23 protein-coding genes and 1 tRNA gene are annotated in these 20,685 nt (G+C 31.1%); 11 read left to right on the top strand and 13 right to left on the bottom strand.

What is annotated here, in order from left to right; translation table 11 throughout:
• Window positions 1-50 precede the first annotated feature (50 nt).
• From Q0C22_RS02370 to Q0C22_RS02315, 12 genes are all read right to left on the bottom strand, one after another.
• On the bottom strand, window positions 51-791 hold the full coding sequence (locus Q0C22_RS02370; RefSeq protein ID WP_291490498.1) for an A24 family peptidase: 741 nt from the start codon (window positions 789-791) through the stop codon (window positions 51-53).
• A 5-nt stretch (window positions 792-796) separates the two neighbouring features.
• Entirely contained in the window at window positions 797-1,537 is a 741-nt protein-coding gene (tatC, locus tag Q0C22_RS02365) for a twin-arginine translocase subunit TatC (protein ID WP_291490472.1), read from the bottom strand.
• Window positions 1,518-1,865, bottom strand: coding sequence for a twin-arginine translocase TatA/TatE family subunit (locus tag Q0C22_RS02360; protein WP_291490471.1), 348 nt, complete (start codon window positions 1,863-1,865; stop codon window positions 1,518-1,520). Before Q0C22_RS02360 ends, tatC begins: the two co-directional genes overlap by 20 nt.
• A gap of 202 nt (window positions 1,866-2,067) precedes the next feature.
• Complete coding sequence (gene rpmB, locus Q0C22_RS02355; RefSeq protein WP_092127277.1) at window positions 2,068-2,259, bottom strand: 50S ribosomal protein L28; 192 nt, start codon at window positions 2,257-2,259, stop codon at window positions 2,068-2,070.
• Between the two features lie 42 nt (window positions 2,260-2,301).
• Window positions 2,302-4,494 (bottom strand): type I DNA topoisomerase, encoded by a 2,193-nt coding sequence (gene topA / locus Q0C22_RS02350; RefSeq protein ID WP_291490470.1) that lies wholly within the window; start codon window positions 4,492-4,494, stop codon window positions 2,302-2,304.
• Entirely contained in the window at window positions 4,491-5,507 is a 1,017-nt protein-coding gene (gene dprA, locus Q0C22_RS02345) for a DNA-processing protein DprA (RefSeq protein WP_291490469.1), read from the bottom strand. The genes topA and dprA overlap by 4 nt, the downstream gene beginning before the upstream one ends.
• Window positions 5,494-6,144 (bottom strand): class I SAM-dependent methyltransferase, encoded by a 651-nt coding sequence (locus tag Q0C22_RS02340; protein ID WP_291490468.1) that lies wholly within the window; start codon window positions 6,142-6,144, stop codon window positions 5,494-5,496. Before Q0C22_RS02340 ends, dprA begins: the two co-directional genes overlap by 14 nt.
• A 43-nt stretch (window positions 6,145-6,187) precedes the next feature.
• Window positions 6,188-6,553, bottom strand: coding sequence for a YkgJ family cysteine cluster protein (locus Q0C22_RS02335; protein WP_291490467.1), 366 nt, complete (start codon window positions 6,551-6,553; stop codon window positions 6,188-6,190).
• A gap of 131 nt (window positions 6,554-6,684) precedes the next feature.
• Window positions 6,685-7,143 carry an endonuclease III gene (nth, locus tag Q0C22_RS02330; protein WP_291490466.1) on the bottom strand — a complete coding sequence of 153 codons (459 nt, stop codon included), beginning with the start codon at window positions 7,141-7,143 and terminating at the stop codon, window positions 6,685-6,687.
• A complete protein-coding gene (locus Q0C22_RS02325; protein ID WP_291490465.1) occupies window positions 7,140-7,502 on the bottom strand; it encodes a molybdenum cofactor biosynthesis protein MoaE in 363 nt (120 codons plus the stop codon). The genes nth and Q0C22_RS02325 overlap by 4 nt, the downstream gene beginning before the upstream one ends.
• Window positions 7,483-8,475 carry a KamA family radical SAM protein gene (locus tag Q0C22_RS02320; protein ID WP_291490464.1) on the bottom strand — a complete coding sequence of 331 codons (993 nt, stop codon included), beginning with the start codon at window positions 8,473-8,475 and terminating at the stop codon, window positions 7,483-7,485. The genes Q0C22_RS02325 and Q0C22_RS02320 overlap by 20 nt, the downstream gene beginning before the upstream one ends.
• Before the next feature lie 3 nt (window positions 8,476-8,478).
• On the bottom strand, window positions 8,479-9,009 hold the full coding sequence (locus tag Q0C22_RS02315) for an acyloxyacyl hydrolase (protein WP_291490463.1): 531 nt from the start codon (window positions 9,007-9,009) through the stop codon (window positions 8,479-8,481).
• A 113-nt stretch (window positions 9,010-9,122) separates the two neighbouring features.
• On the opposite strand from Q0C22_RS02315, the gene Q0C22_RS02310 reads away from it, so the two are divergent.
• From Q0C22_RS02310 to aspS, 10 genes are read left to right on the top strand one after another with little or no spacing between them, the layout of a single operon-like run.
• The gene (locus tag Q0C22_RS02310) at window positions 9,123-9,347 is read left to right on the top strand and encodes a hypothetical protein (protein ID WP_143338636.1); all 225 of its coding nucleotides are present in this window, start codon (window positions 9,123-9,125) and stop codon (window positions 9,345-9,347) included.
• 22 nt (window positions 9,348-9,369) lie between these two features.
• Complete coding sequence (locus Q0C22_RS02305) at window positions 9,370-10,992, top strand: glycosyltransferase family 39 protein (RefSeq protein WP_291490462.1); 1,623 nt, start codon at window positions 9,370-9,372, stop codon at window positions 10,990-10,992.
• Window positions 10,993-11,904, top strand: coding sequence for a lysylphosphatidylglycerol synthase transmembrane domain-containing protein (locus Q0C22_RS02300; protein WP_291490461.1), 912 nt, complete (start codon window positions 10,993-10,995; stop codon window positions 11,902-11,904).
• On the top strand, window positions 11,901-12,860 hold the full coding sequence (locus tag Q0C22_RS02295; protein ID WP_291490460.1) for a glycosyltransferase: 960 nt from the start codon (window positions 11,901-11,903) through the stop codon (window positions 12,858-12,860). Before Q0C22_RS02300 ends, Q0C22_RS02295 begins: the two co-directional genes overlap by 4 nt.
• Complete coding sequence (locus Q0C22_RS02290) at window positions 12,857-13,756, top strand: formyltransferase (protein WP_291490459.1); 900 nt, start codon at window positions 12,857-12,859, stop codon at window positions 13,754-13,756. Before Q0C22_RS02295 ends, Q0C22_RS02290 begins: the two co-directional genes overlap by 4 nt.
• Complete coding sequence (locus tag Q0C22_RS02285) at window positions 13,753-14,769, top strand: bifunctional UDP-4-keto-pentose/UDP-xylose synthase (RefSeq protein ID WP_291490458.1); 1,017 nt, start codon at window positions 13,753-13,755, stop codon at window positions 14,767-14,769. Before Q0C22_RS02290 ends, Q0C22_RS02285 begins: the two co-directional genes overlap by 4 nt.
• Window positions 14,762-15,610, top strand: coding sequence for a polysaccharide deacetylase family protein (locus Q0C22_RS02280; RefSeq protein WP_291490457.1), 849 nt, complete (start codon window positions 14,762-14,764; stop codon window positions 15,608-15,610). Before Q0C22_RS02285 ends, Q0C22_RS02280 begins: the two co-directional genes overlap by 8 nt.
• Complete coding sequence (locus tag Q0C22_RS02275) at window positions 15,598-16,650, top strand: LptF/LptG family permease (protein WP_367172089.1); 1,053 nt, start codon at window positions 15,598-15,600, stop codon at window positions 16,648-16,650. Before Q0C22_RS02280 ends, Q0C22_RS02275 begins: the two co-directional genes overlap by 13 nt.
• Before the next feature lie 3 nt (window positions 16,651-16,653).
• Window positions 16,654-17,868 (top strand): histidine--tRNA ligase, encoded by a 1,215-nt coding sequence (gene hisS / locus Q0C22_RS02270; protein WP_291490456.1) that lies wholly within the window; start codon window positions 16,654-16,656, stop codon window positions 17,866-17,868.
• Window positions 17,858-19,627 carry an aspartate--tRNA ligase gene (gene aspS, locus Q0C22_RS02265; RefSeq protein ID WP_291490455.1) on the top strand — a complete coding sequence of 590 codons (1,770 nt, stop codon included), beginning with the start codon at window positions 17,858-17,860 and terminating at the stop codon, window positions 19,625-19,627. The genes hisS and aspS overlap by 11 nt, the downstream gene beginning before the upstream one ends.
• Before the next feature lie 3 nt (window positions 19,628-19,630).
• Here the strand turns inward: aspS and Q0C22_RS02260 are convergent.
• A tRNA-Val gene (locus Q0C22_RS02260) sits at window positions 19,631-19,705 on the bottom strand.
• A 46-nt stretch (window positions 19,706-19,751) separates the two neighbouring features.
• Here Q0C22_RS02260 and Q0C22_RS02255 point away from each other — a divergent pair.
• Window positions 19,752-20,685: 5'-3' exonuclease H3TH domain-containing protein (locus tag Q0C22_RS02255; protein WP_291490454.1), on the top strand; the 934-nt coding region annotated here is incomplete at its 3' end.

Raw genomic sequence — 20,685 nt, 5'->3', positions numbered from 1 at the left:
GTTTTTTAAAACTTAACAAATTGTTATCGAATTTGCAAGAAAAAAAATAACTAAATTCCATACAAAAAATGCATCAATTCTTTACCAAAAAAAATATAAGAAAACGCACTCAAAGCTAAAAATGGACCAAAAGGTATCTTTGCTTTAAATGTTTTACCAAATAATGCAACTAATAAAATCCCAACAATAGAACCTATAAATGATGCAAAAAAAATAGTGTATACCACTCCAACCCACCCTAACCACACGCCTATAACACCAAGTAATTTAACATCGCCAAAACCAAGAGCTTCTTGTTTTAATATTTTTGAAAATATTTTGGCTACACTATAAAATAGTATAAAACCAAAAACGCCACCAATTAAACCCTCTGTAATTTTGCCATTAAAAATTGCAAATAAAATCCCAAAAATCAGTAATAAAATGTTTATTATATCTGGTATAATAAATAATTCTAAATCAATAAAGCTCAAAACAAGCAAACAGTAACCAAAAATAATCCAAAAAATAGTGTTTAAACTTAAACCAAATTTTAAAAATACACCTAATGCAATTAATCCACCAAAAATCTCGATTATTGGATATTTAAGAGATATTTTTGATTTACAGTTTCTGCACTTGCCTTTTAATATTACATAGCTTAATACGGGTATATTATCGTACCATTTTATAGGAGTGTTGCATGTAGGACAGCTGGAAGGTGGCGTTATGATGGAAATACCTCGTGGTATTCTGTAAATGCAAACATTTAAGAAACTGCCAAATATTAATCCCATTAAAAATACAAACACATAAATCAATCTTCTTCCTCATTTTTTGGCTTTTGTGCAAGGTAAACTACACCAATACTTACAACATATAGCAAAATCATAGGTATTGCCATTAAAAACTGAGACAGTACATCGGGCGGAGCAAGTATTGCTGCTACTATAAATGCAGCAAGTATTGCATAGTCCCATTTTTTTATAAGCCATTTTGCATCTATAATGTCTGCTTTTGCCAAAATAAAACTTAAAACCGGCATCTCAAATATAAGTCCAAACGCAAAACAAATTCTTAAAAAAAATGATACATACTGCTTAATACTTGGCATCGCAGATATTTCTGCTCCACCATAGCTAACTAAGAATTTCAAACCAATAGGCAATATCACTTTATATGCAAATAAACATCCCAATAAAAAAAATATGGTAGCAAAAAGAACAAAAGGTAAGACAACTTTCTTTTCTTTTTTGGTTAAACCTGGATTTACAAACATCCATATATGATAAAACACATAAGGCAAACCAAACAGCAAAGCCGCATACAATGACACTTCCATCCTTACCCAAAAAGCTTCTGTTATGCCTGTAAATATAACATGGCTTGTTTTAGGTAAAACTTTTAAAAGAGGTTCCATTATAAACTGCAAAATTTGAAGCGAATAATGAAATGTAATAAGTGCCAATATACCAAGCACAATTGTTACATAGATAATCCTTAGCCTGAGCTCTTCTAAATGCTCAAGCAAAGTCATATTATTTGGATCTTTCTTCATTTGTATTGTTTTCTTTTTCTTTATCGGGTTCTTGAGTTTTTGCTTCGTTTAACAAATCTTTCCACTGGCTTTTTAGTTTTTCTGTTGGATTAACATCTTTAAAATTTGTAAATTTTTTAATATCTTTTATTTTTTTGAAATCCTCAATATATTCACTATCAATATCAATATTTTGTTTTATATCGTTTTTTGCTTGTTCATAAGCTTTTATAAAAGCTCGATAGAATTTAGCAAACTCTCTTGCAATTTCAGGCAAACGCCTTGGACCAACAATTACAATTAATATAAACAATATTACAAGAAGTTCACTATCAGATATACCAAACATTTTAAAACTTTTCTATTCCAAAAAGCACTTAGGGCAGATACTTCACCAATGCTTCAAATGACTAACTTCGCTGACACTCAGGATGACTAACTTAGTTATCGATTTTCGGATGACAGTTGTGTGTCGTCATTCTAAAGCACACGAAAGTGTTCCAAAAATCTCCCTTTTTTTGCTAACGCTTTAGATAACAATAAACTTCATTTCATATTACTTTTTGAATTTTACCGGACTTCAAACATGTTGTACAAACAATTATTCTTTTTGGTTTGCCATTTAATAAAACTTTAACCTTCTGAAGATTGGGGTACCAGACTTTCTTTGTCTTCCTGTTTGAGTGGCTTACATTATTTCCAACGTGAACACTTTTCCCACATATCTCACATTTCCTTGACATCCCACTACCTCCTTCAAATACACATACACTATAAACAATATACTATAATTTTTCAAGTATTTCTTTTTCAATTGGTTCTTTATAGTCACAATCAGGATTAGCGCATTTTAAAGAGTCTTTTAATACTCTAAACAATTCATAGCCGCATTTTGGGCATTTTTTATTAATTATATTGCCTCGTATAGTAAACTTGCAGGTTGGATAATTGCTGCAGCCGTAAAATTTTCCACGTTTTGAGATTTTTTCAACTAAATCCCCCCCGCAGACAGGACACTTTAAGCCCGTGGGATATGGCATAGTATTTTTACACTCTGGATAATTAGAACAGGCAAGAAATTTACCACCTTTTTTTGAGTATTTAACCACCATTTTAGCACCGCATTTATCACATATTATATCAACAATTTCTTCATTTAAAGACTTTGTATTTTTGCACTTTGGATAATTTGAACAAGCAAGAAATTTACCGAAACGCCCCTGTCTTATAACCATTGGAGCACCGCAAAGCTCACAAACCATGTCCGTTGGTTCATCTTTTGGTTTTATGCTGTCCATTTGCTCATAAGCTTTATCAAGCATAATACGGAATTTTTCGTAAAAATTTTTTAACAATTGAGTCTTATCAACCTTATTTTTTGCTACATTATCCAGATCCTCTTCAAGCTTTGCAGTAAAATCAACATTTATAATATCTTTGAAATAATCATCAAGCGCCTTTGAAACGATTATGCCAATCTGTGTGGGATAAAATTTTTTGTCATTTAGCACCACATACTGTCTTTCTAATATTGTATCAATGATTGTCGCATAAGTTGAAGGCCTACCAATGCCATACGATTCAAGTGTCTTTATAAGACTTGCTTCACTGTAGCGCGGTGGTGGTTCAGTAAAATGTTGTTTTTCTAAAACTTCTTTTAATATCACATTATCATTTTGTTTAAAATTTGGTGCTTGTTGAAAATCATTATCTGATAAATCCCAAATTTTTAAATACCCATCAAAAACAAGCTCATTAAAATTTGCTTTTGATTTAAAGCGTTTAGAAGAAAAAATTATATTTACAGAATTGATTTTTGCACTTGCAGCCTGACTTGCCATAAATTTTTTCCATATGAGATTGTACAATTTATACTCATCTTGAGTTAAATACTCTTTCACCATATCTGGCAAAAGCGAAGGTTTTGTTGGCCTTATAGCTTCGTGAGCCTCTTGAGCTGTTTTAGATTTTGTTTTGTAAATGTTTGGTTGCTTTGGCGCATAATCTTGACCATAAAACTTTTTTATTATGTCCAGTGCTTCTTCTTGAGCTTGTCTTGCTACATTTAAAGAATCTGTCCTCATATATGTAATAAGCCCCATACGTTCTTTTTGCAAACTCACACCTTCGTAAAGTTTTTGTGCAATTTGCATTGTTTTTTTTGGAGAAAAACCCAGTATTGTTGAGGCTTCGGCTTGAAGTGTACTTGTGATATATGGTGGCTTTGGTTTTCTTATCAATGTTTTTTTTGTTATATTTTCAACAACAAATTGTTCTTTTAAAATTTCTGATTTAACCTGCGATGCTTTTTCAGCATTCTCAATCGAAAACTTATCTAACTCAACATTATCAATAGTTGTAAGAATTGATTCAACATCCTTATTTTTATCAGAAAAAATCAAGTGAAGTGTCCAGTATTCTTGTTTTGTGAAATTTTTTATCTCTTCTTCTCTTTCCACTATTAGCTTTAGCGCAACAGATTGAACCCTCCCGGCAGAAAGTCCTCGCCTGATCTTTTTTGCCAGAAGTGGAGAAAGCTTGTAGCCTACTATTCTATCCAAAATACGTCTGGACTCTTGTGAATCCACCATTAATTTATCTATGCTTCTGGGGTTTTTTAATGCATTTAATATAGCGTCTTTTGTAATTTCGTGAAAGACTATACGTTCTACTTTGTCTTTTGGGACTTTGCCAGCTTCAACAATGTGGTAGCCAATAGCCTCGCCTTCCCTGTCTTCATCTGTAGCAATATAGACTCTATCTGATTGCTCGCTTAGCGTTTTGATTTTTTCAACTATAGGCTTTTTATCTTTTAAAATAGTGTATTTTGGCTTAAAATCATGTTCGATATCAACACCAAAGTTGTTTTTAGGCAAATCCCTTATGTGTCCATAAGATGCTATAACCTCATAGTCTTTGCCTAAAAAACGCGATATAGTTTTAGCTTTTGCAGGAGATTCTACTATAACCAAATTCATAATTTTCTCACCCTATCAAAGTCAAGTCGCTTAATCGCACCTTTAACTTCCAAATCAAATATCACACAAACTATCTCATCAATTGAAAGATTAGTTTTATCAGCAATTTCATCAAGACTGGCTTCACCTTCTATGCTATTTAATACATAAGTTTCTTTTTTTGTTAGCTCGGTTTCTTTTTTATTTTCATCAAGATCTTTTATAGCGTTTTTCATTTCTTTATAAAAGTATAAAATTATGTCAGAAGGATCTTGGGCTAAAAACGCACCATCTTTAATTAGCTGATTTGTACCAAAACTTCTTTTTGAAAAAATTTCACCTGGTATTGCAAATACAGGTTTTGATTGTTCTTGCGCATACTTTGCGCTAATTAAAGAACCACTTTTTATGTCAGCTTCAACAACGAGCAAACCTTCACTTAAGCCAGTAATTATCCTATTCCTTCTTGGAAAATTATATGCGTTTGGTGGTGTTTGTATAGCAAATTCAGTTATTATAGCACCCATTTGAGCCATCATATCAAATAATGGCTGATTTTCTTTTGGATAAACTATATCAATGCCACAGCCAAGCACACCTATGCTGTATCCTTTGTTTTGCAAACAGATTTTGTGAGCAATACTATCAATGCCCCTTGCCAGACCACTAACAATTGAAAAACTTGATAAAGTAAGCTCTTTTGAAAAAATCGAAGTACATTTTTCACCATAACCCGATGGATATCTTGTGCCAACTATAGAAAAAAACAATTTTGAAACATCAAAATGACCTTTAACAAATAATACTATAGGTGGATAATCAATATTTTTAAGATTTTGGGGATAATTTTCGTCAAAATAGTCAATAACCTCGATATTGTTCTTATAAACATAATTTAAATCGGAATCTATCTTTTTTTTATCAACTTTTGGATTGTATTTTTCATATATTTCTTCTATAGCATTAAAATGTTTCAGTTCTTTTAATACTATATTTGAATTTGAGAGAGCAATTGCAATTTCACTTCTTTGCAACAAGTAACCTCACAAGCCCTTTGTAGTAATAATACTCATAAAAACTTTTAAAACCAACGCTTCTTAAAATTTCTTTAATAGGAGTATTGATGAATTCTACAGCCAAAGGGCACTCAAAGTGGTTAAACAATTTCCTAAACCAAAAAGGTTTACTGTCAAAATCAAATTCATTATAGTCTAAAATACAAAATTCACCATTTGGTTTTAAGTTTGAGTATGCATTTTTTATTATCTTAAGCCTGTCTTTATGATCAAAACCGTGCAAAACAAAAGATATAAATACTTTATCAACCAAAAACGGCGAAGACACTCTAATATCGTGGTAAAAAATTTTTACATTTTTGCAGGATTTGCACTTTTTATAAGCTCTATAAAGCATGGTTTTGCCAATATCAAAACCAATGATTTGACCTTGAGATAGTTCTGCAAATTTGCATAGTGCCATGCCAGAGCCGCATCCATAATCCACAATACTATAATTTCTGCCAATTTCGTTCATTTTAACTGAAGATCCTTCACATGCGTTGAGGATGACATTTAGAAAATTTTTGTATGTAAAACCACTAATTAAACTAATAAGCTCATCGTAAAAAAGCGCTTCCAAGCCTTTTACTTCAACTTTGCTCAAACTTTTCATAAGCTGGCTATAAACTATAGAAATTTTAAAGAAAAGTCAACCATTATTTTTTAATTGCAGGGCATAATTGCTTTAATTCCTCAATGCTTAAATTCTTCATGCTATCCCAGAAAGGAAAGGTCTTGCACTGACTGGGCCTACTTGGATAGATTTCACACAAACCATCGTTCAAAAAACAACACGTATACTCTCCATTAATTTTTACATTTGCAAGTACAATTTTATCATAGAATTTCCTTGTATAAATCTGAATAAATTGCTCAATTTCTAAATTTAAATAAATAGCAATAGATTCTATATCACTTTGCTCTAAAAACACATAACCCTCGCCTTTGCAACAGTAACCTTTACAAATTTTGCAATAACTGTCATCAAAACAGTAGTTAAAACCTAAATGTTTTTGGCACACAAATCACTTAAAAAACAATTATCACAATGGGCTTTTTTTGCTGTGCAAATATACCTACCATGCAATATCAAACCAGAAAAAAAAGCTACCCAGTATTGCTTTTCGCAAATAGATTTAATCGATTCCTCAACTTATTTTGGGTCAGTGGTTTTTGAAATTCCAAGCCGTTTGCAAACACGCGCCACATGCGTATCTACACCTATTGTGGGCTTTGAAAAACCAAATGCAAGTAAAATATTAGCTGTTTTTTCGCCAACACCAGGCAATTTAATTAACTCATTAAAATCATCTGTAACTTTATTATCAAACTTATCACATAAAATTTTTGACAATTCAAAAATACTTTTTGCCTTAGAATTGTGCATGCTGCATGAAGATATTAGCATGTTAACCTCATCTGGGCTTGAATTTGCTATATCACAAGGGGTTTTAAATCGCTTAAAAAACTCCTTTGTAATCTTATTTGTTGTTTTATCAAGGCATCTTGCGGATAAAATCAAAGCTATAAGTAATTCAAACGGATTTGAGTATTCAAGCTCTAACTTTGGTTCTTTGTAGTGTTCAATAACTCTTTTAACTATTTCATTCATATTTCTTGCTCTTTAACTATATTTTGCTTTATATATTCAATAAAATCTTCAAAGGGTTTTAAAATATTGCTTCTTCTATCACCAGCAACTATAACCAGCATAATATCATCGCCAATATTAAGTTTTCCTTCATTTATAAACGCTGATGCATACTCTATGCCAGGTATTGTTTTTAATTCTTTTATTTTTTTATCCAAAAGTTCTTTATCATACCTAACAAACATCTCTTTCACAATTTTTGAGCCATCCTTTGAAGTTTTTCTTACAATCCCATTATGGATTAATATCATACCTAATCTTTCAGGGTTTGTTTGTTTTTTTATTTTTTTAATAATTTCATCAATACTTGGTATCTTCATAATATAATTGCCTACCTTCAAAGTTTTTAAATGTATAAATATTATCTTTTTTTGAAATTATACGGTTTGGTTCTAAAATAATTTTACCTCCATCATCAACATCAAGTGCAAAAAATGGCATACAAAGACCACTAATATTATTTCTCAAAAGACCTATAATTTTTAGCGCATCTTCTATTTTAACTCTGAAGCGCTCATTGCCCACCGCCCTATCGCAACCAAACAAATAATATGGTTTTATGCGCAGACTAACAAGTTTACAAAACAATTCTTTAAGTATAAAAGCATCATCGTTTATCCCGCGCAATAGCACGGTTTGCGAAACAACCGGAAAACCACTATCAATAATTTTACCTGAAGCTTCAATAAAATCATCCGTTATCTCATCTGGGTGATTTATATGGATTGAAAACCAAATAGGCTTATAAGGCTTCAAAGCTTCAATCAAAGAATCACTTATCCTATATGGTAAAACACTCAAGGCGCGTGTGGCTATTCTTATTAACTCTATATGTTTAATTGACCTAATTTTTTCAATAAGGTTAGCTAAGCTTTTGTCCTCAAAAGTTAGTGGATCTCCCCCGCTAATTAGCACTTCTCTTACTTGAGTCTGGCTATTTAAATATTCAATAGCTTTCTTTAAACTAAAACCTTCATAATTATCCCAATTATTTTTTCTAAAACAAAATCTGCAATTTGAAAAACATTTATTTGTTAAAACAATTAATACTCTATCAGGATACCTGTGAATTAAACCCTTTGCTTTTGTGAATTTTTTTTCATACAAAGGGTCTTTTAAACCTTTTTCGTCTTTTTCATTTGTTTCAATAAATTGATTTAGTATGGCTTTGCTTTGAAACAAACTAAGCAAATACGGCGTAACAAGTGTATCTTCCGTACTTACAAGACCAAGACTTGATACATTTTTTAAAGAATGTTTTACTTGCCAATGCCAGTCTTTAAATTCATCCATTAATTAAAAAGATATCCCAATCATTATTGTATTTGAATTTACAGCTCCGTTTGGTTCTTTTATGGAAGCACAAGACATATGTATAAATCTATCCTCTATAAACATTTTTGTAGATTTGCCCACATTAAATTCTATACCTAAACCTACCTGTGGCATAAATAAGTATTTTGAAGCTTGGCTTGGATACTGCAAAGTATTGTATGAAACACCTAAACCACCATCGGCAAATGTCTTGAATGTTGTTTCATTTAAAAAATAATACCTCAACAAGCCACTCAAACCAAAGGACACACCTTCTGTTGGTCTATTTACATACGCAACAAATGGCTCTGCTATAACACTAAAATTTTTAGTGTAAAAATGCTCGAAATCAACACTAGCTTTATAATAATCATAATATTTTTTATCAAGTTTGCTAAAACCATTACCAGAATTTAGTAAGCCAAAACCGTAGCCAAAATTATATATTATGCGAGCGTTTGCTGTGGCGTTTAAAATAAATAAAAAACCGATTGTTAGAAAGATTTTTTTCATTTTACACCCCCATCTTTTGGATTATAGTTACTTTTTGTTTTTTTTCAACAAATGAACGAAATTTAAGGTTTTTATAATTTTTAAAACAATGTAAATCGCTAGTTTAATACGGTATGAGTAATTCGAAATTATTTGTTTTGCTGTTTGCTATATTTTTTTGCTTAACTCAAGTACAAAGAAATCATATATACTTTATGCATTATGCCAGAGATGGAGTAAATACACTTGATCATAAACTCACTCAAAGACTACCAAGAATTGAACTTGAAACCAATTCTGATGAATTTTTAATATTCAATGAAAAACGAGATATACAAAATCCAAATAAAATGTTATAAATATATTTTGAGGAGCTAAAGTATGGAAGAAAAAAGAGAAAAACTTATTTTTTATGCTTTATTTATAATTATATGCTACTTTGCTCTAATTTGGTATATGCCATACATGGACCCTGACGAAGCCCGATATGTAGAAATTCCGCGTGAAATGATACAGCTTAGACACTATATTATACCTTATCTAAACTATACGGTATATTTAGAAAAACCTCCTTTGTATTACTGGATGAACATTTTAGCACTTAAAATTTTTGGATTTAACGATTTTGCTGGAAGGTTCTGGACAGTAACAATTTCGTTAATTGGAATTTTTTTAAACTACAAATTTGCAAAAAAAATCATAAATCAAAAAACTGCATTTTGGTCATCTTTAATTTTAGCAAGCTCAATGTACTATTTTATAATAGGCAGGCTAAATCTCATAGATATGACAAATGCATTTTTTATAACTATGTCAACCTACAGTGGTTATTTATATTTAAAAACTAACAAAAAATATTTTGTATATCTTATGTATATAGGAATGGCGTTTGGGTTTTTATCAAAAGCACTCATTGGCATAATTTTCCCATTTGCAATACTTTTCTTGTGGTCAATATTTACAAAACAATTTAAAAGCTTTTTCAGATTGATATCACCAATAGGTATTATATTGCTTCTTGCTTTATGTCTACCATGGATTTATATGGCAGGACAACAGGTAAGTGATTTTTACTATTACTTCTTCTTAAAACAAGAATTTTTGAGATACCTAGAGCCTTTAGAACATACACAACCTATCTGGACATTTATACCTGTTGTAATTTTCGGGTTTTTGCCGTGGACCTTATTTATTTTTAGCATGATAAAAGCATACAAAATATCAAAATTTAAAGAGATTCAAAAGGATGATTTAATATTTTTGTTGACATTTGGTGGCTTTATATTCGTATTTTACAGCTTATCTCAAAGCAAGCTTGTAACATATGTGGCACCTTTGTTTTTTCCACTTTCAATAGTACTTGGCAATTTATTTTCAAATATAGAAAATATTGATAAAAAAGATAAGTACATACATCTTAGTGTATTCGGCATTTTTTTTGTAGCCCTTATTGGGTTTTGCTTTATTCAAAACGTATATATGGGTTTAGAAAAATGGTTTATATTAATAACACCACCTGCAATAATTTTAATTTTATTGGGCATCTTACCTTTTGTTGTAAAAAACACTACAAAAACGTTTTTAAGTATATTTTTTGGTATGATGATTTTTTATAATCTATCAATATTTCCCACAGAAGCTTATACAATATACTACAAAACTACAAAGCCTGTTGCTCTTTTTGTGGATAAAATATACAAAAAAGGGGATATTTTGGGTCAATATAAACTCTATAGACAATCTTTTAACTATTACACACAAAAAAGAACAATACAAATTGATAGCGTAAATGAGCTTGGATTTGGTCGTAGTCACCTATCACCAAAAGAACAAGAAAAATGGTTTCCAAACATTGAACAATTCAAAAAAGTTTGGGATTCAGACAAAAGAGTGATATTACTTATCAAGACAAAGGAAATACCAAAATTTGCATATAGACATTACTATGTACTATTAAAAGAACCATACTTTAGTATCATATCTAATAAGGGGCAAATAGATTAATTGAAAAAATTTTTTATATTGCTTGTAATACTGTTTCTTATAATATCAGCAATAGGTTTTTTCGCTGATTTCAAAAAAGCTGTACAATCTTTAGAATATTTTGATAAAATATATTTGATTGGTGCAGCTTTTTTTGGATTCGGAAACGATTTTATAAAGTTTTTTAGGTGGCACATATATATTAAAAAACTACATATAAAAATTGGTTTTTTTACAGATTTAAAAATTTTTTTATGTGGTCTTTCAATGAGTGTTACGCCAGTTAAATTTGGCTATACCATAAAAAACTATATTATAGAAAATATAACAAAAACACCGTTTAAAAAAACTCTATCTGCTACATTTGCAGAAATTTATGTTGATTTTTTGATACTTTCTGTGATATCTTTAATTGGTATGTTTTATTTGCAAAAATTTTCTATTTTGGGAGCAATTCTCATAATTGCAGTAAGTATAATTTTTTATCCAAAGATATTTAAACAAATATTTATAAAACTTAGAACAATTTTGCCATACACTATAAGGAAATATTACGTTGTTTTAAAAGATATGGTGTCATTTTTTACCATAGGACTTTTTAGTGAAGTGATTTTAATTACTATACTTGCCTGGACAAGCGAGGGTATATCGCTTAGTTTAATTTTAAAAGGTTTTGGCTATAATGTAAATATTATAAAAACAACTGTAATATTTGGCTTTGCAACTCTTGTTGGAAGTCTGTCCATGTTGCCTGGAGGATTAATTGTATCAGATTTAACGTTATTTGGTTTGCTTGTATATATAGGCATTCCTGTATATATTAGCTTGCCTGCTACTATTTTAGCCAGGATTTGCACATTATGGTTATCGGTAATTGTCGGAAATGCCGCTTTGTTTGTGAATAGAAAAGCTTTCTTTGGAGTAAAAAAATGATATCTGTTGTTATACCTGTTTACAATGAAGAAGAAAATATTTTACCTTTACACGAAAGACTATTAAATGTTTTGAATTCTTTAAATGAGGATTACGAAATCATATATGTAGATGATGGCAGCAAAGATAATTCTCTAAATATTTTAAAAAGCCTAAAAGGAAATGTAAAAGTAGTTGAACTTGCAAGAAATTATGGACAACATGCTGCAATTTTTGCAGGGTTTAGTGTGGTTTCAGGCGATAAAGTAATCACAATGGATGCCGATCTTCAAAACCCACCTGAAGAAATACCAAAACTTGTTGAAAAATTTAACGAAGGCTATGATGTCATAGCAACAATAAGACAGCAAAGAAAAGATTCTATCTTTAGAAAATTTTCTTCTCACTTAAACAATTATATAACAAAAAAAATCACAAAAGTTGATTTAAACGACTGGGGTTGTATGCTTAGAGGCTACAGAAAAAAGATAGTTGAACGCATGCTGAACAATGACGAAAAAACTGTATTTATACCAGCTATTGCAACATACTATACAAAAAATATTGTTGAGATACCAATACAGCACAGTCAAAGACAGGCTGGAAAATCGAAATACTCACTTATCAAGCTTGTAAATTTAATGTTTGATTTAATGACTTCGTTTTCAAACCTACCGCTTGAGATTTTGTTATATGGTGGTATCTTAACTGCAGCTTTTGGTATTTTGCTTGGCATTGTATTGGCACTTGGGCGAATATTTTACGGTGTTGAGTGGGCTTTAGGCGGTGTATTTTCACTTTTCAGTGTCCTTTTTATTCTCATTGGCGCTCAATTTTTTGCATTTGGCATACTTGGAGAGTACATAGGAAGAATTTACAAACAGGTTAAAAACAGACCTGTATTTGTAATTGAAAATATATATGAATCAAAAGATGACTCTCTAAAAAAACTTAAAAAAACAGAAGAAAACCAATGAAAACGGTTGTCTTTGCATATCATAATATGGGCGTGATTGGTTGTTCAGCCCTCAAAAAACATAGATTTGATATAAAATGTGTTTTTACACACAAAAATGATAAAAATGAAAATATATGGTTTGAAAGTGTTCAAGATTGGTGCAAAAAAAATAATATAGAGTATTTTGCGCCAGAAAATGTAAATACAAAAGAATGGATTGATAAAATCGCAAGCTATAAACCTGATATTATTTTTTCTTTTTACTACAGAAACCTAATTTGCGAAGACATTCTAAGAATACCGCCATTTAAAGCTATAAATCTGCATGGCTCATGCTTGCCAGCTTATCGTGGCAGAGCGCCTGTAAACTGGGTTTTGGTAAATGGTGAAAAACAAACAGGCGTTACGCTTCATTATATGGTAAAAAAACCTGATGCTGGTGATATTATTGCTCAAAAGTGCATAGATATAGACTTTTATGATACAGCAAAAACGCTTTATGAAAAACTGGAAAAATTAGCCTTTACACTTTTGGATGAAACTTTGCCACATATTAAAAACAATACAGTAAAGCCAGTAAAACAAGATGAGTCAAAAGCAAGTTATTTTGGCAGAAGAACAAAACAAGATGGTCTAATTGATTTTAACAAAACTGCAATAGAAATATACAACTTAATAAGAGCTGTTACAAAACCCTACCCTGGTGCATTTTGCTACTATAAAGGTAAAGAACTAATTATATGGTGGGCAATACCTTCTAGCATCCAATTACCGCCAAAACAAATTATCAAAATAGACAATAAAGTTTACATTGGAGCGAAAAAAGGCTCACTGGAATTAAAAGAAGTTGAATACGATGGTAAAACATATAAAGAACAAGAAATTTTAAATCTTTTAGAAGGGGGATATTTGTGAAAATCTTAATTTTAGGTGTAAATGGTTTTATTGGCTACCATCTTACAAAAGAAGTACTTGCAAGCACAGATTGGGAAATATACGGCATGGATATAGACGATAACCGCATAAGAGAACTTGAAAATTCTAGATTACATTTTGTTGAAGGCGATATTGAAATAAACAAAGAATGGATCGAGTATCATATAAAAAAGTGCGATGTTGTAATGCCTCTTGTTGCTATTGCAACGCCAAAAATGTATGTGGAAGATCCTTTGAGAGTATTCCACCTGGATTTTGAAGCCAATTTAGATATTATAAAAAAGTGCGCAAAGTATAAAAAACGCATTGTTTTCCCATCAACATCGGAAGTTTACGGCATAAGTCCAGATGCTGAGTTTGATGAAGACAAAAGTCCTTTATGTACAGGACCAATAAACAAAGAACGTTGGATTTATTCTGCATCAAAACAATTGCTAGATAGAGTAATTTGGGCTTATGGTAATCATGAGGACTTGCCTTTTACACTTTTTAGGCCATTTAACTGGATCGGACCAAAACTTGATTCAATAGAAATTGCCAAAGAAGGCTCTTCAAGGGTTGTTACGCAATTTATTGCATCACTGCTTTTCAAAAAACCTATATATTTAGTAGATGGTGGAAAACAAATGCGTAGCTTCACATACATAAGTGATGGTATTGCCGCTTTAATCAAAATTTTGGAAAATAAAAACAATGTATGCAATAAACAAATAATAAACATAGGAAACCCAAGCAATAATATTTCAATAAAAGATTTAGCCTATCTCATGAGAGACATTTTTTCAAAACACGAAAAGCATAAAAACGATAAAGAATTTTCACAAATTATAGAAATAGATTCAAAAGAATTCTACGGAGAATCATACCAAGATATATACAACAGAAAACCTTCAATAGAAAAAGCAAAAAAATTACTCAATTGGCAGCCACAAGTTACCTTAGAAGATGCCTTGAAATTATCGATAGACGCATTTATAAATGAGTATGAATAACATATGCATTAAAGTAGATGTAGATACATTTAATGGTTTACAAGATGGCGTTGTAAGACTCATTAAGATTTTCAATGAATTTAATATAAAAGCTACTTTCTATGTAACACTTGGACCTGACAATTCTGGAAAAGCAATTATAAACCTCTTAAAGCCAGCTTTTTTAAAAAAGATGCTAAAAACAAAAGCAGTTAGTTCTTACGGTATTAAAACGGCTCTATATGGTACACTACTTAAACCGCCAATGCTTGCCTGGTTGAAAGATAGGCTAATTCAGATAAAATTAAATGGTCATGAAGTTGAGTTTCACGCATATGATCATAGGTTTTGGCAAGACAACATAGAAAAATTAGCCTACGATGAAATTAAAGCATGGTTTGAAAAAGGCATATCAACATACTTTAGCATATACAAAGACTATCCTAAATCATTTGGCGCTCCAGGTTGGGTTTGCTCTAAAAAAGCCCTAAAATACATCAAAAATTTAAAGTTTATAAAATTTTTAAGCATCTCAAGGGCGCAAAAACCATTTATTGAGCAAATCACTCAATTAATTGAGATACCATCAAACCTGCCATGCCTTGAAGAAAATCCAAAAGATTTTTTAAGTATTGCAAAAAAAGCCATTGAAACAACCGAATATGGTGTTTTACCGGTTCATGCAGAAATTGAAGGCGGCCCATTCATTGACACATTTGTTAAACTATTAAACGCAATAAAACAAAATACAAACTTTTTAACAATGAATGAGTATTTTTTAAAACTCAATAGAAATAATTTAGAAACAAGACAATTTAAATCAAAAATATTGCCAGGGAGGGCTTTTAGCTGTTTAGTATAAAGCTCTTTGATAGGTATATAATTATAAATCTTACCAAGTCTTTCTTTGTAAGTTTAATAATTATCACAATAGTTATGTTAATAGGAGATATGGTTAAATTTTCCGATGTACTTTTTTCTACCGGTACAAGTCTATTTGATATGCTAACGATTCTTGCTTATATGGCATTGTTTTTAGCAATTTTTACAATACCCATGAGTTTAATGCTTTCAATTAACCTTACATATACTCAGATGTCTAAAAACCTAGAAATAGATATTGCAAAAACAATGGGTTTATCTACATTCAGAATTTATAAAAGTGCCCTTTTGTTTACATTTATTGTTTTTCTTTTTCTCTTTTTTATAGTTACATATCTCTCCCCTATAGCAAATGCTGCATATCGAACTAAACTTTACAAACTTGCAAAAAATAATGTCCAGGCTGGTTTAACAGAAAATACCTTTTTTAAAACAAAAAATTTTACGATTTATGCAGATGCTCTATCCCCAAATCACAACAAAGCTTATAATGTTTTTGTAGATGTAGAAAATAAAATAATAAAAGCAAAAAGAGTTGAATTTATAGACACAATTGACGGCTTTGCACTTAAATGTTTTGATGGAAATGTTTTTTTTAGAGACAAAAATAGTATAAACAATGCTTATTTTAAAGTTTATACAGTAGTTATAAAATTTTCTGATCTTACTTATAACTTTGCAAGCAATCCCGGTTTTATGCCAATCAATAAACTGATACATTATATTAAAACTCACCCACAAAGCACAGATGCCTTATTTGAGCTTCATCAAATGTTTGTTTTATCTACCAGTGTATTTGTTTTATCTTTAATAGGTTTTGTTTCTGCTTTAAGTTTTTATAGATCGGGAAAAACCTTTGGCATAATTTTCAGCATGTTTTCTTTTGTAGTATTTTATGTACTTGAAACATTTGGCAAAAGCTTATACTCAAGTAATAATATATATTACGCCATCTGGCTTCCAAACTTAATTTTGTTTCCAATAGCCATAATAGCTTTTGTCATAAAAGCAAGGAGGTAGTTTTTGAAAGGTTTTAAAGATATACTACCAGACACAATAGAAAAATGGCACTTTCTTGAAAAAACAGCAGTCGAAATATTTACTCATTTAGGTTACAAAGAAATCAGAACACCAATTTTAGAAAAAACTTCCGTATTTGAAAGGAGTGTTGGAGACGCAACAGATATTGTAGAAAAAGAAATGTATACATTTTTGGATAAATCCGGAGAATCCGTAACGTTAAGGCCAGAAGGCACAGCAGGCATAGCCAGGGCTTTTATAGAAAATAAACTTGAAACATCTGTATTTAATAAACTTTATTATATAGGACCAATGTTTCGCTATGAAAGACCCCAAAAAGGGCGTTTTAGACAATTTCATCAAATTGGAGCAGAATGCTATGGTATTAAAAACCCTGCTATAGATGCAGAAATTATATATATAAACACACTTCTGTTTGAAAAATTAAATATCAAAACAAACTTAGAAATAAACAATATTGGGTGCCAAAACTGTAGACCCCAGTATTCAAAAGCGCTAATTAGTTATTTTGAGCATTACAAAGAATCTCTCTGCATTGACTGTCAAAAAAGGCTTTATAAAAATCCACTAAGAATTCTTGATTGCAAAAATGAAAAGTGTAAAATAATTGCAAGGGGTGCTCCTAAATTGAAAGATTATGTATGTAAAGATTGTAAAGAACATTATACAGGTGTAAAAGAATGCCTGGAAGCTTTTAATATAAAATTTGTAGAAAATGAATTACTTGTTAGAGGCCTGGATTATTACACAAGCTTTGTGTTTGAGTTTGTAAACAATAATTTGACATTATCTGCTGGTGGACGCTATGATAATTTGATTCAAAACTTAGGTGGAAATAATATTTGTGGTGTAGGGTTTGCACTTGGAGAAGAACGCATTATAGATATCTTAGATATAAAGCCACAAAACAGTATTGATATTTACATTGCAAACCTTGGCGTTACATTGTACGCATTAAATATACTTCAAAAACTTAGTGATTTACAATTTAAAGTTTATTGTGAATATGAAAACAAAAGTTTAAAAAGCATGTTAAAAAAAGCTGATAAATTAGAAGCCAAAGTTTGCATAATAGTTGGCGAAAATGAGCTAAAATCAAACTCATGCATTGTTAGAAACATGAAAAGCTCAACTCAAGAAACAATTAAACTTGCTCAATTAGAAAATACTTTAAAAGGAGTTTTGTATGCCACTTGATAGAACTGCGTATTGCGGTAATGTTGATGAAAACTTTCTTGGAAAAGAAGTTAACCTATATGGTTGGGTTCAAAATTATAGGGATCATGGCGGTGTAGTTTTTATCGATTTGAAAGATAGAGAAGGCATAATACAAATTGTTTTTGACCCAGAAGAAAACAAAGAGTTACACGAAAAAGCGAGAAACTTAAGAAGCCAATATTGCATCAAAGTAAGTGGAATTGTTAGATCAAGACCCGAAGGCACGCAAAACCAAAATTTAAAATCTGGAAAAGTAGAAGTTCTGGCAAAAAATTTAAGCATATTATCAACAAGCGAAGTACCACCATTGCCTGTCGAAGAATATTTAAATGCCAGCGAAGAAGCAAGGCTAAAGTATCGCTATTTAGACCTAAGAAAGCCAACCATGCAAAAAAATCTAATAACCAGGTACAAGGCTGCTTTTGCTGCAAGAAAATATTTAGACTCTCAGGGTTTTATTGATATAGAAACACCAATGCTAACAAAAAGCACACCTGAAGGCGCAAGGGATTTTCTTGTACCAAGCAGACTAGAGCCAGGTAAATTTTATGCACTTCCACAATCTCCCCAACTATTTAAACAGCTGCTTATGGTTTCGGGTTTTGATAGATATTACCAGATTACAAAATGCTTTAGAGATGAAGACCTAAGGGCAGACAGACAGCCTGAGTTTACACAAATTGATCTTGAGATGAGTTTTGTTGATGAAGAAGATGTTATGCAAATAACTGAAGGAATTATTTATTCGATATTTAAAGAAACTTTGGGCCTTGAACTTAAAATACCATTTAAGCGTATCTCATACGATGAAGCAATGAGTCGCTACGGTTCAGATAAACCAGATTTAAGGTATTCTCTTGAGCTTAAAGACATTACAGATATTGCACGCGTTTGCGATTTTCAAGTATTTAGCGCAGCTGCTCAAAAAGGCATAGTATGTGCAATAAATGCAAAAGGTTGCGAGTGGTTTTCAAGAAAAGAAATTGATGAATTAACAAAGCTCGCAAGCGTGTTTAAAGCAAAAGGCCTTGCATGGATAAAGATAAGAGAAAATGAACTCCAGTCACCTATTGTAAAATTTTTCAAAAAAGAACACATGGATGAAATAATAAAAAGATTAGAAGCAAAACCTGGAGATATATTATTTTTTGTTGCTGATAAAAAAGAAATTGTCTATAGCGCACTTGGCGCTTTAAGGGTTGAGCTTGCAAAAAGACTTAACTTAGCAGACAAAGATGAGTTCAATTTCACATGGGTTGTTGATTTTCCATTGTTTGAATACAACGAAGAAGAAAAAAGATGGGATGCCATGCATCACCCTTTTACTTCACCAAAGCTCGAAGATATTGAATTTTTAGAAGAACACCCAGAACGTGTTAAAGCAAGAGCTTATGACATTACGCTAAACGGCACAGAAATTGGTGGAGGAAGCATAAGGATTCACAGAAGCGACCTTCAAGAAAAAATGTTTAAGGTATTAAATATACCACAAGATCAAGCAAGGTTAAAATTTGGCTTTTTAATTGATGCGCTAAAATACGGAGCACCGCCACATGGCGGACTTGCCATTGGTTTTGATAGGCTTGTAACACTTATTTTAAAAGAAGAATCCATAAGGGAAGTCATAGCATTTCCAAAGACACAAAAAGGTATTTGCCCTTTAACTATTGCACCAAACGAAGTAGATCAAAAGCAACTTGATGAACTTTCTTTAAGGATTGTTCCAAGAAAACAATAAAAATGGTGGGCGATACAGGTATCGAACCTGTGACCTCTTGCGTGTGAAGCAAGCGCTCTTCCACTGAGCTAATCGCCCACGTGTTGTTTATTATGATTAAATCTGTTTTGTTTGTCAAATACTTATGAAAGAAAAAGTATACTTAATTGATGGAAGTTCATTTTTATACCGATTTTTTTATGCAATCAAAAATTTATCGTACAATAATTTTCCTACAAGTGTTATATTTGGGTTTGCAAGGCTACTATTGTCTTTAAAAGATGCAAAATATATACTTATTTGCTTTGACTCAAAAGAAAAAACGTTTAGAAAAGAGCTTTTTGACGAATATAAAAAACAGCGTCCTCCAATACCAGATGATTTGGCTATTCAAATTGAGCCTACAAAAGAAATTATTAAAGCCTTTGGTGTAAAATACTTGGAATTAGCTGGTTTTGAAGCTGATGATATCATTGCAACGCTTGCAAATAAGTTTAAAAAAGATTTTGATGTGGTTATTGTAACACAGGATAAAGATCTGTTTCAGCTTGTTGATGATAATGTATTTATCTTTGATCCTGTGAAAAATATCACCTATGACTATCAAAAAACAATTGAAAAGTTTGGTGTAAAACCTCAACAAATAAGCGATTTGCTGGCTTTAGCTGGAGACTCATCAGATGGCATACCAGGCGTTGAAAATATCGGGCCAAAAACAGCAGTTAAGCTTTTGACAAGCTATGGCGATATAGATAGCATTATAAAAAATAAAGACAGGTTGCCTCAAAAAATAAAAGAAAATATTGACGAAGAAAAGCTAAAGCTATATAAATCTCTAACAATTTTAGATAAAAATATAAATTTTGACAATATTACAATTGATTCTATAAAAAAATCCGAACCAGATCTTGAATTGCTTACGAAACTCTTTAAACAATACAATTTTAAAAGCCTTATGGATAAGCTTGTACCTAATAAAAACAATAATAAAAATTGTAATCAAGCTAATTTATTTGATGAGCAACTACCTTCTTATCAAACGGACGATTCAGTTTTGCTTGAGCTTGCAGCTTATTTAA

The sequence above is a fragment of the Desulfurella sp. genome, assembly GCF_023256235.1.
GTDB lineage: Bacteria > Campylobacterota_A > Desulfurellia > Desulfurellales > Desulfurellaceae > Desulfurella.
This window is presented reverse-complemented; position numbering and strand designations above follow the sequence as displayed.

Coding starts and splice junctions, on each gene's coding strand:
- tatC (WP_291490472.1), bottom strand. CDS start 1,537: ATGAAGAAAGATCCAAATAATATGACTTTGCTTGAGCATTTAGAAGAG.
- Q0C22_RS02360 (WP_291490471.1), bottom strand. CDS start 1,865: ATGTTTGGTATATCTGATAGTGAACTTCTTGTAATATTGTTTATATTA.
- rpmB (WP_092127277.1), bottom strand. CDS start 2,259: ATGTCAAGGAAATGTGAGATATGTGGGAAAAGTGTTCACGTTGGAAAT.
- topA (WP_291490470.1), bottom strand. CDS start 4,494: ATGAATTTGGTTATAGTAGAATCTCCTGCAAAAGCTAAAACTATATCG.
- Q0C22_RS02340 (WP_291490468.1), bottom strand. CDS start 6,144: ATGAAAAGTTTGAGCAAAGTTGAAGTAAAAGGCTTGGAAGCGCTTTTT.
- nth (WP_291490466.1), bottom strand. CDS start 7,143: ATGAATGAAATAGTTAAAAGAGTTATTGAACACTACAAAGAACCAAAG.
- Q0C22_RS02325 (WP_291490465.1), bottom strand. CDS start 7,502: ATGAAGATACCAAGTATTGATGAAATTATTAAAAAAATAAAAAAACAA.
- Q0C22_RS02320 (WP_291490464.1), bottom strand. CDS start 8,475: ATGGATGAATTTAAAGACTGGCATTGGCAAGTAAAACATTCTTTAAAA.
- Q0C22_RS02315 (WP_291490463.1), bottom strand. CDS start 9,009: ATGAAAAAAATCTTTCTAACAATCGGTTTTTTATTTATTTTAAACGCC.
- Q0C22_RS02310 (WP_143338636.1), top strand. CDS start 9,123: ATGAGTAATTCGAAATTATTTGTTTTGCTGTTTGCTATATTTTTTTGC.
- Q0C22_RS02305 (WP_291490462.1), top strand. CDS start 9,370: ATGGAAGAAAAAAGAGAAAAACTTATTTTTTATGCTTTATTTATAATT.
- Q0C22_RS02295 (WP_291490460.1), top strand. CDS start 11,901: ATGATATCTGTTGTTATACCTGTTTACAATGAAGAAGAAAATATTTTA.
- Q0C22_RS02290 (WP_291490459.1), top strand. CDS start 12,857: ATGAAAACGGTTGTCTTTGCATATCATAATATGGGCGTGATTGGTTGT.
- Q0C22_RS02280 (WP_291490457.1), top strand. CDS start 14,762: ATGAATAACATATGCATTAAAGTAGATGTAGATACATTTAATGGTTTA.
- aspS (WP_291490455.1), top strand. CDS start 17,858: ATGCCACTTGATAGAACTGCGTATTGCGGTAATGTTGATGAAAACTTT.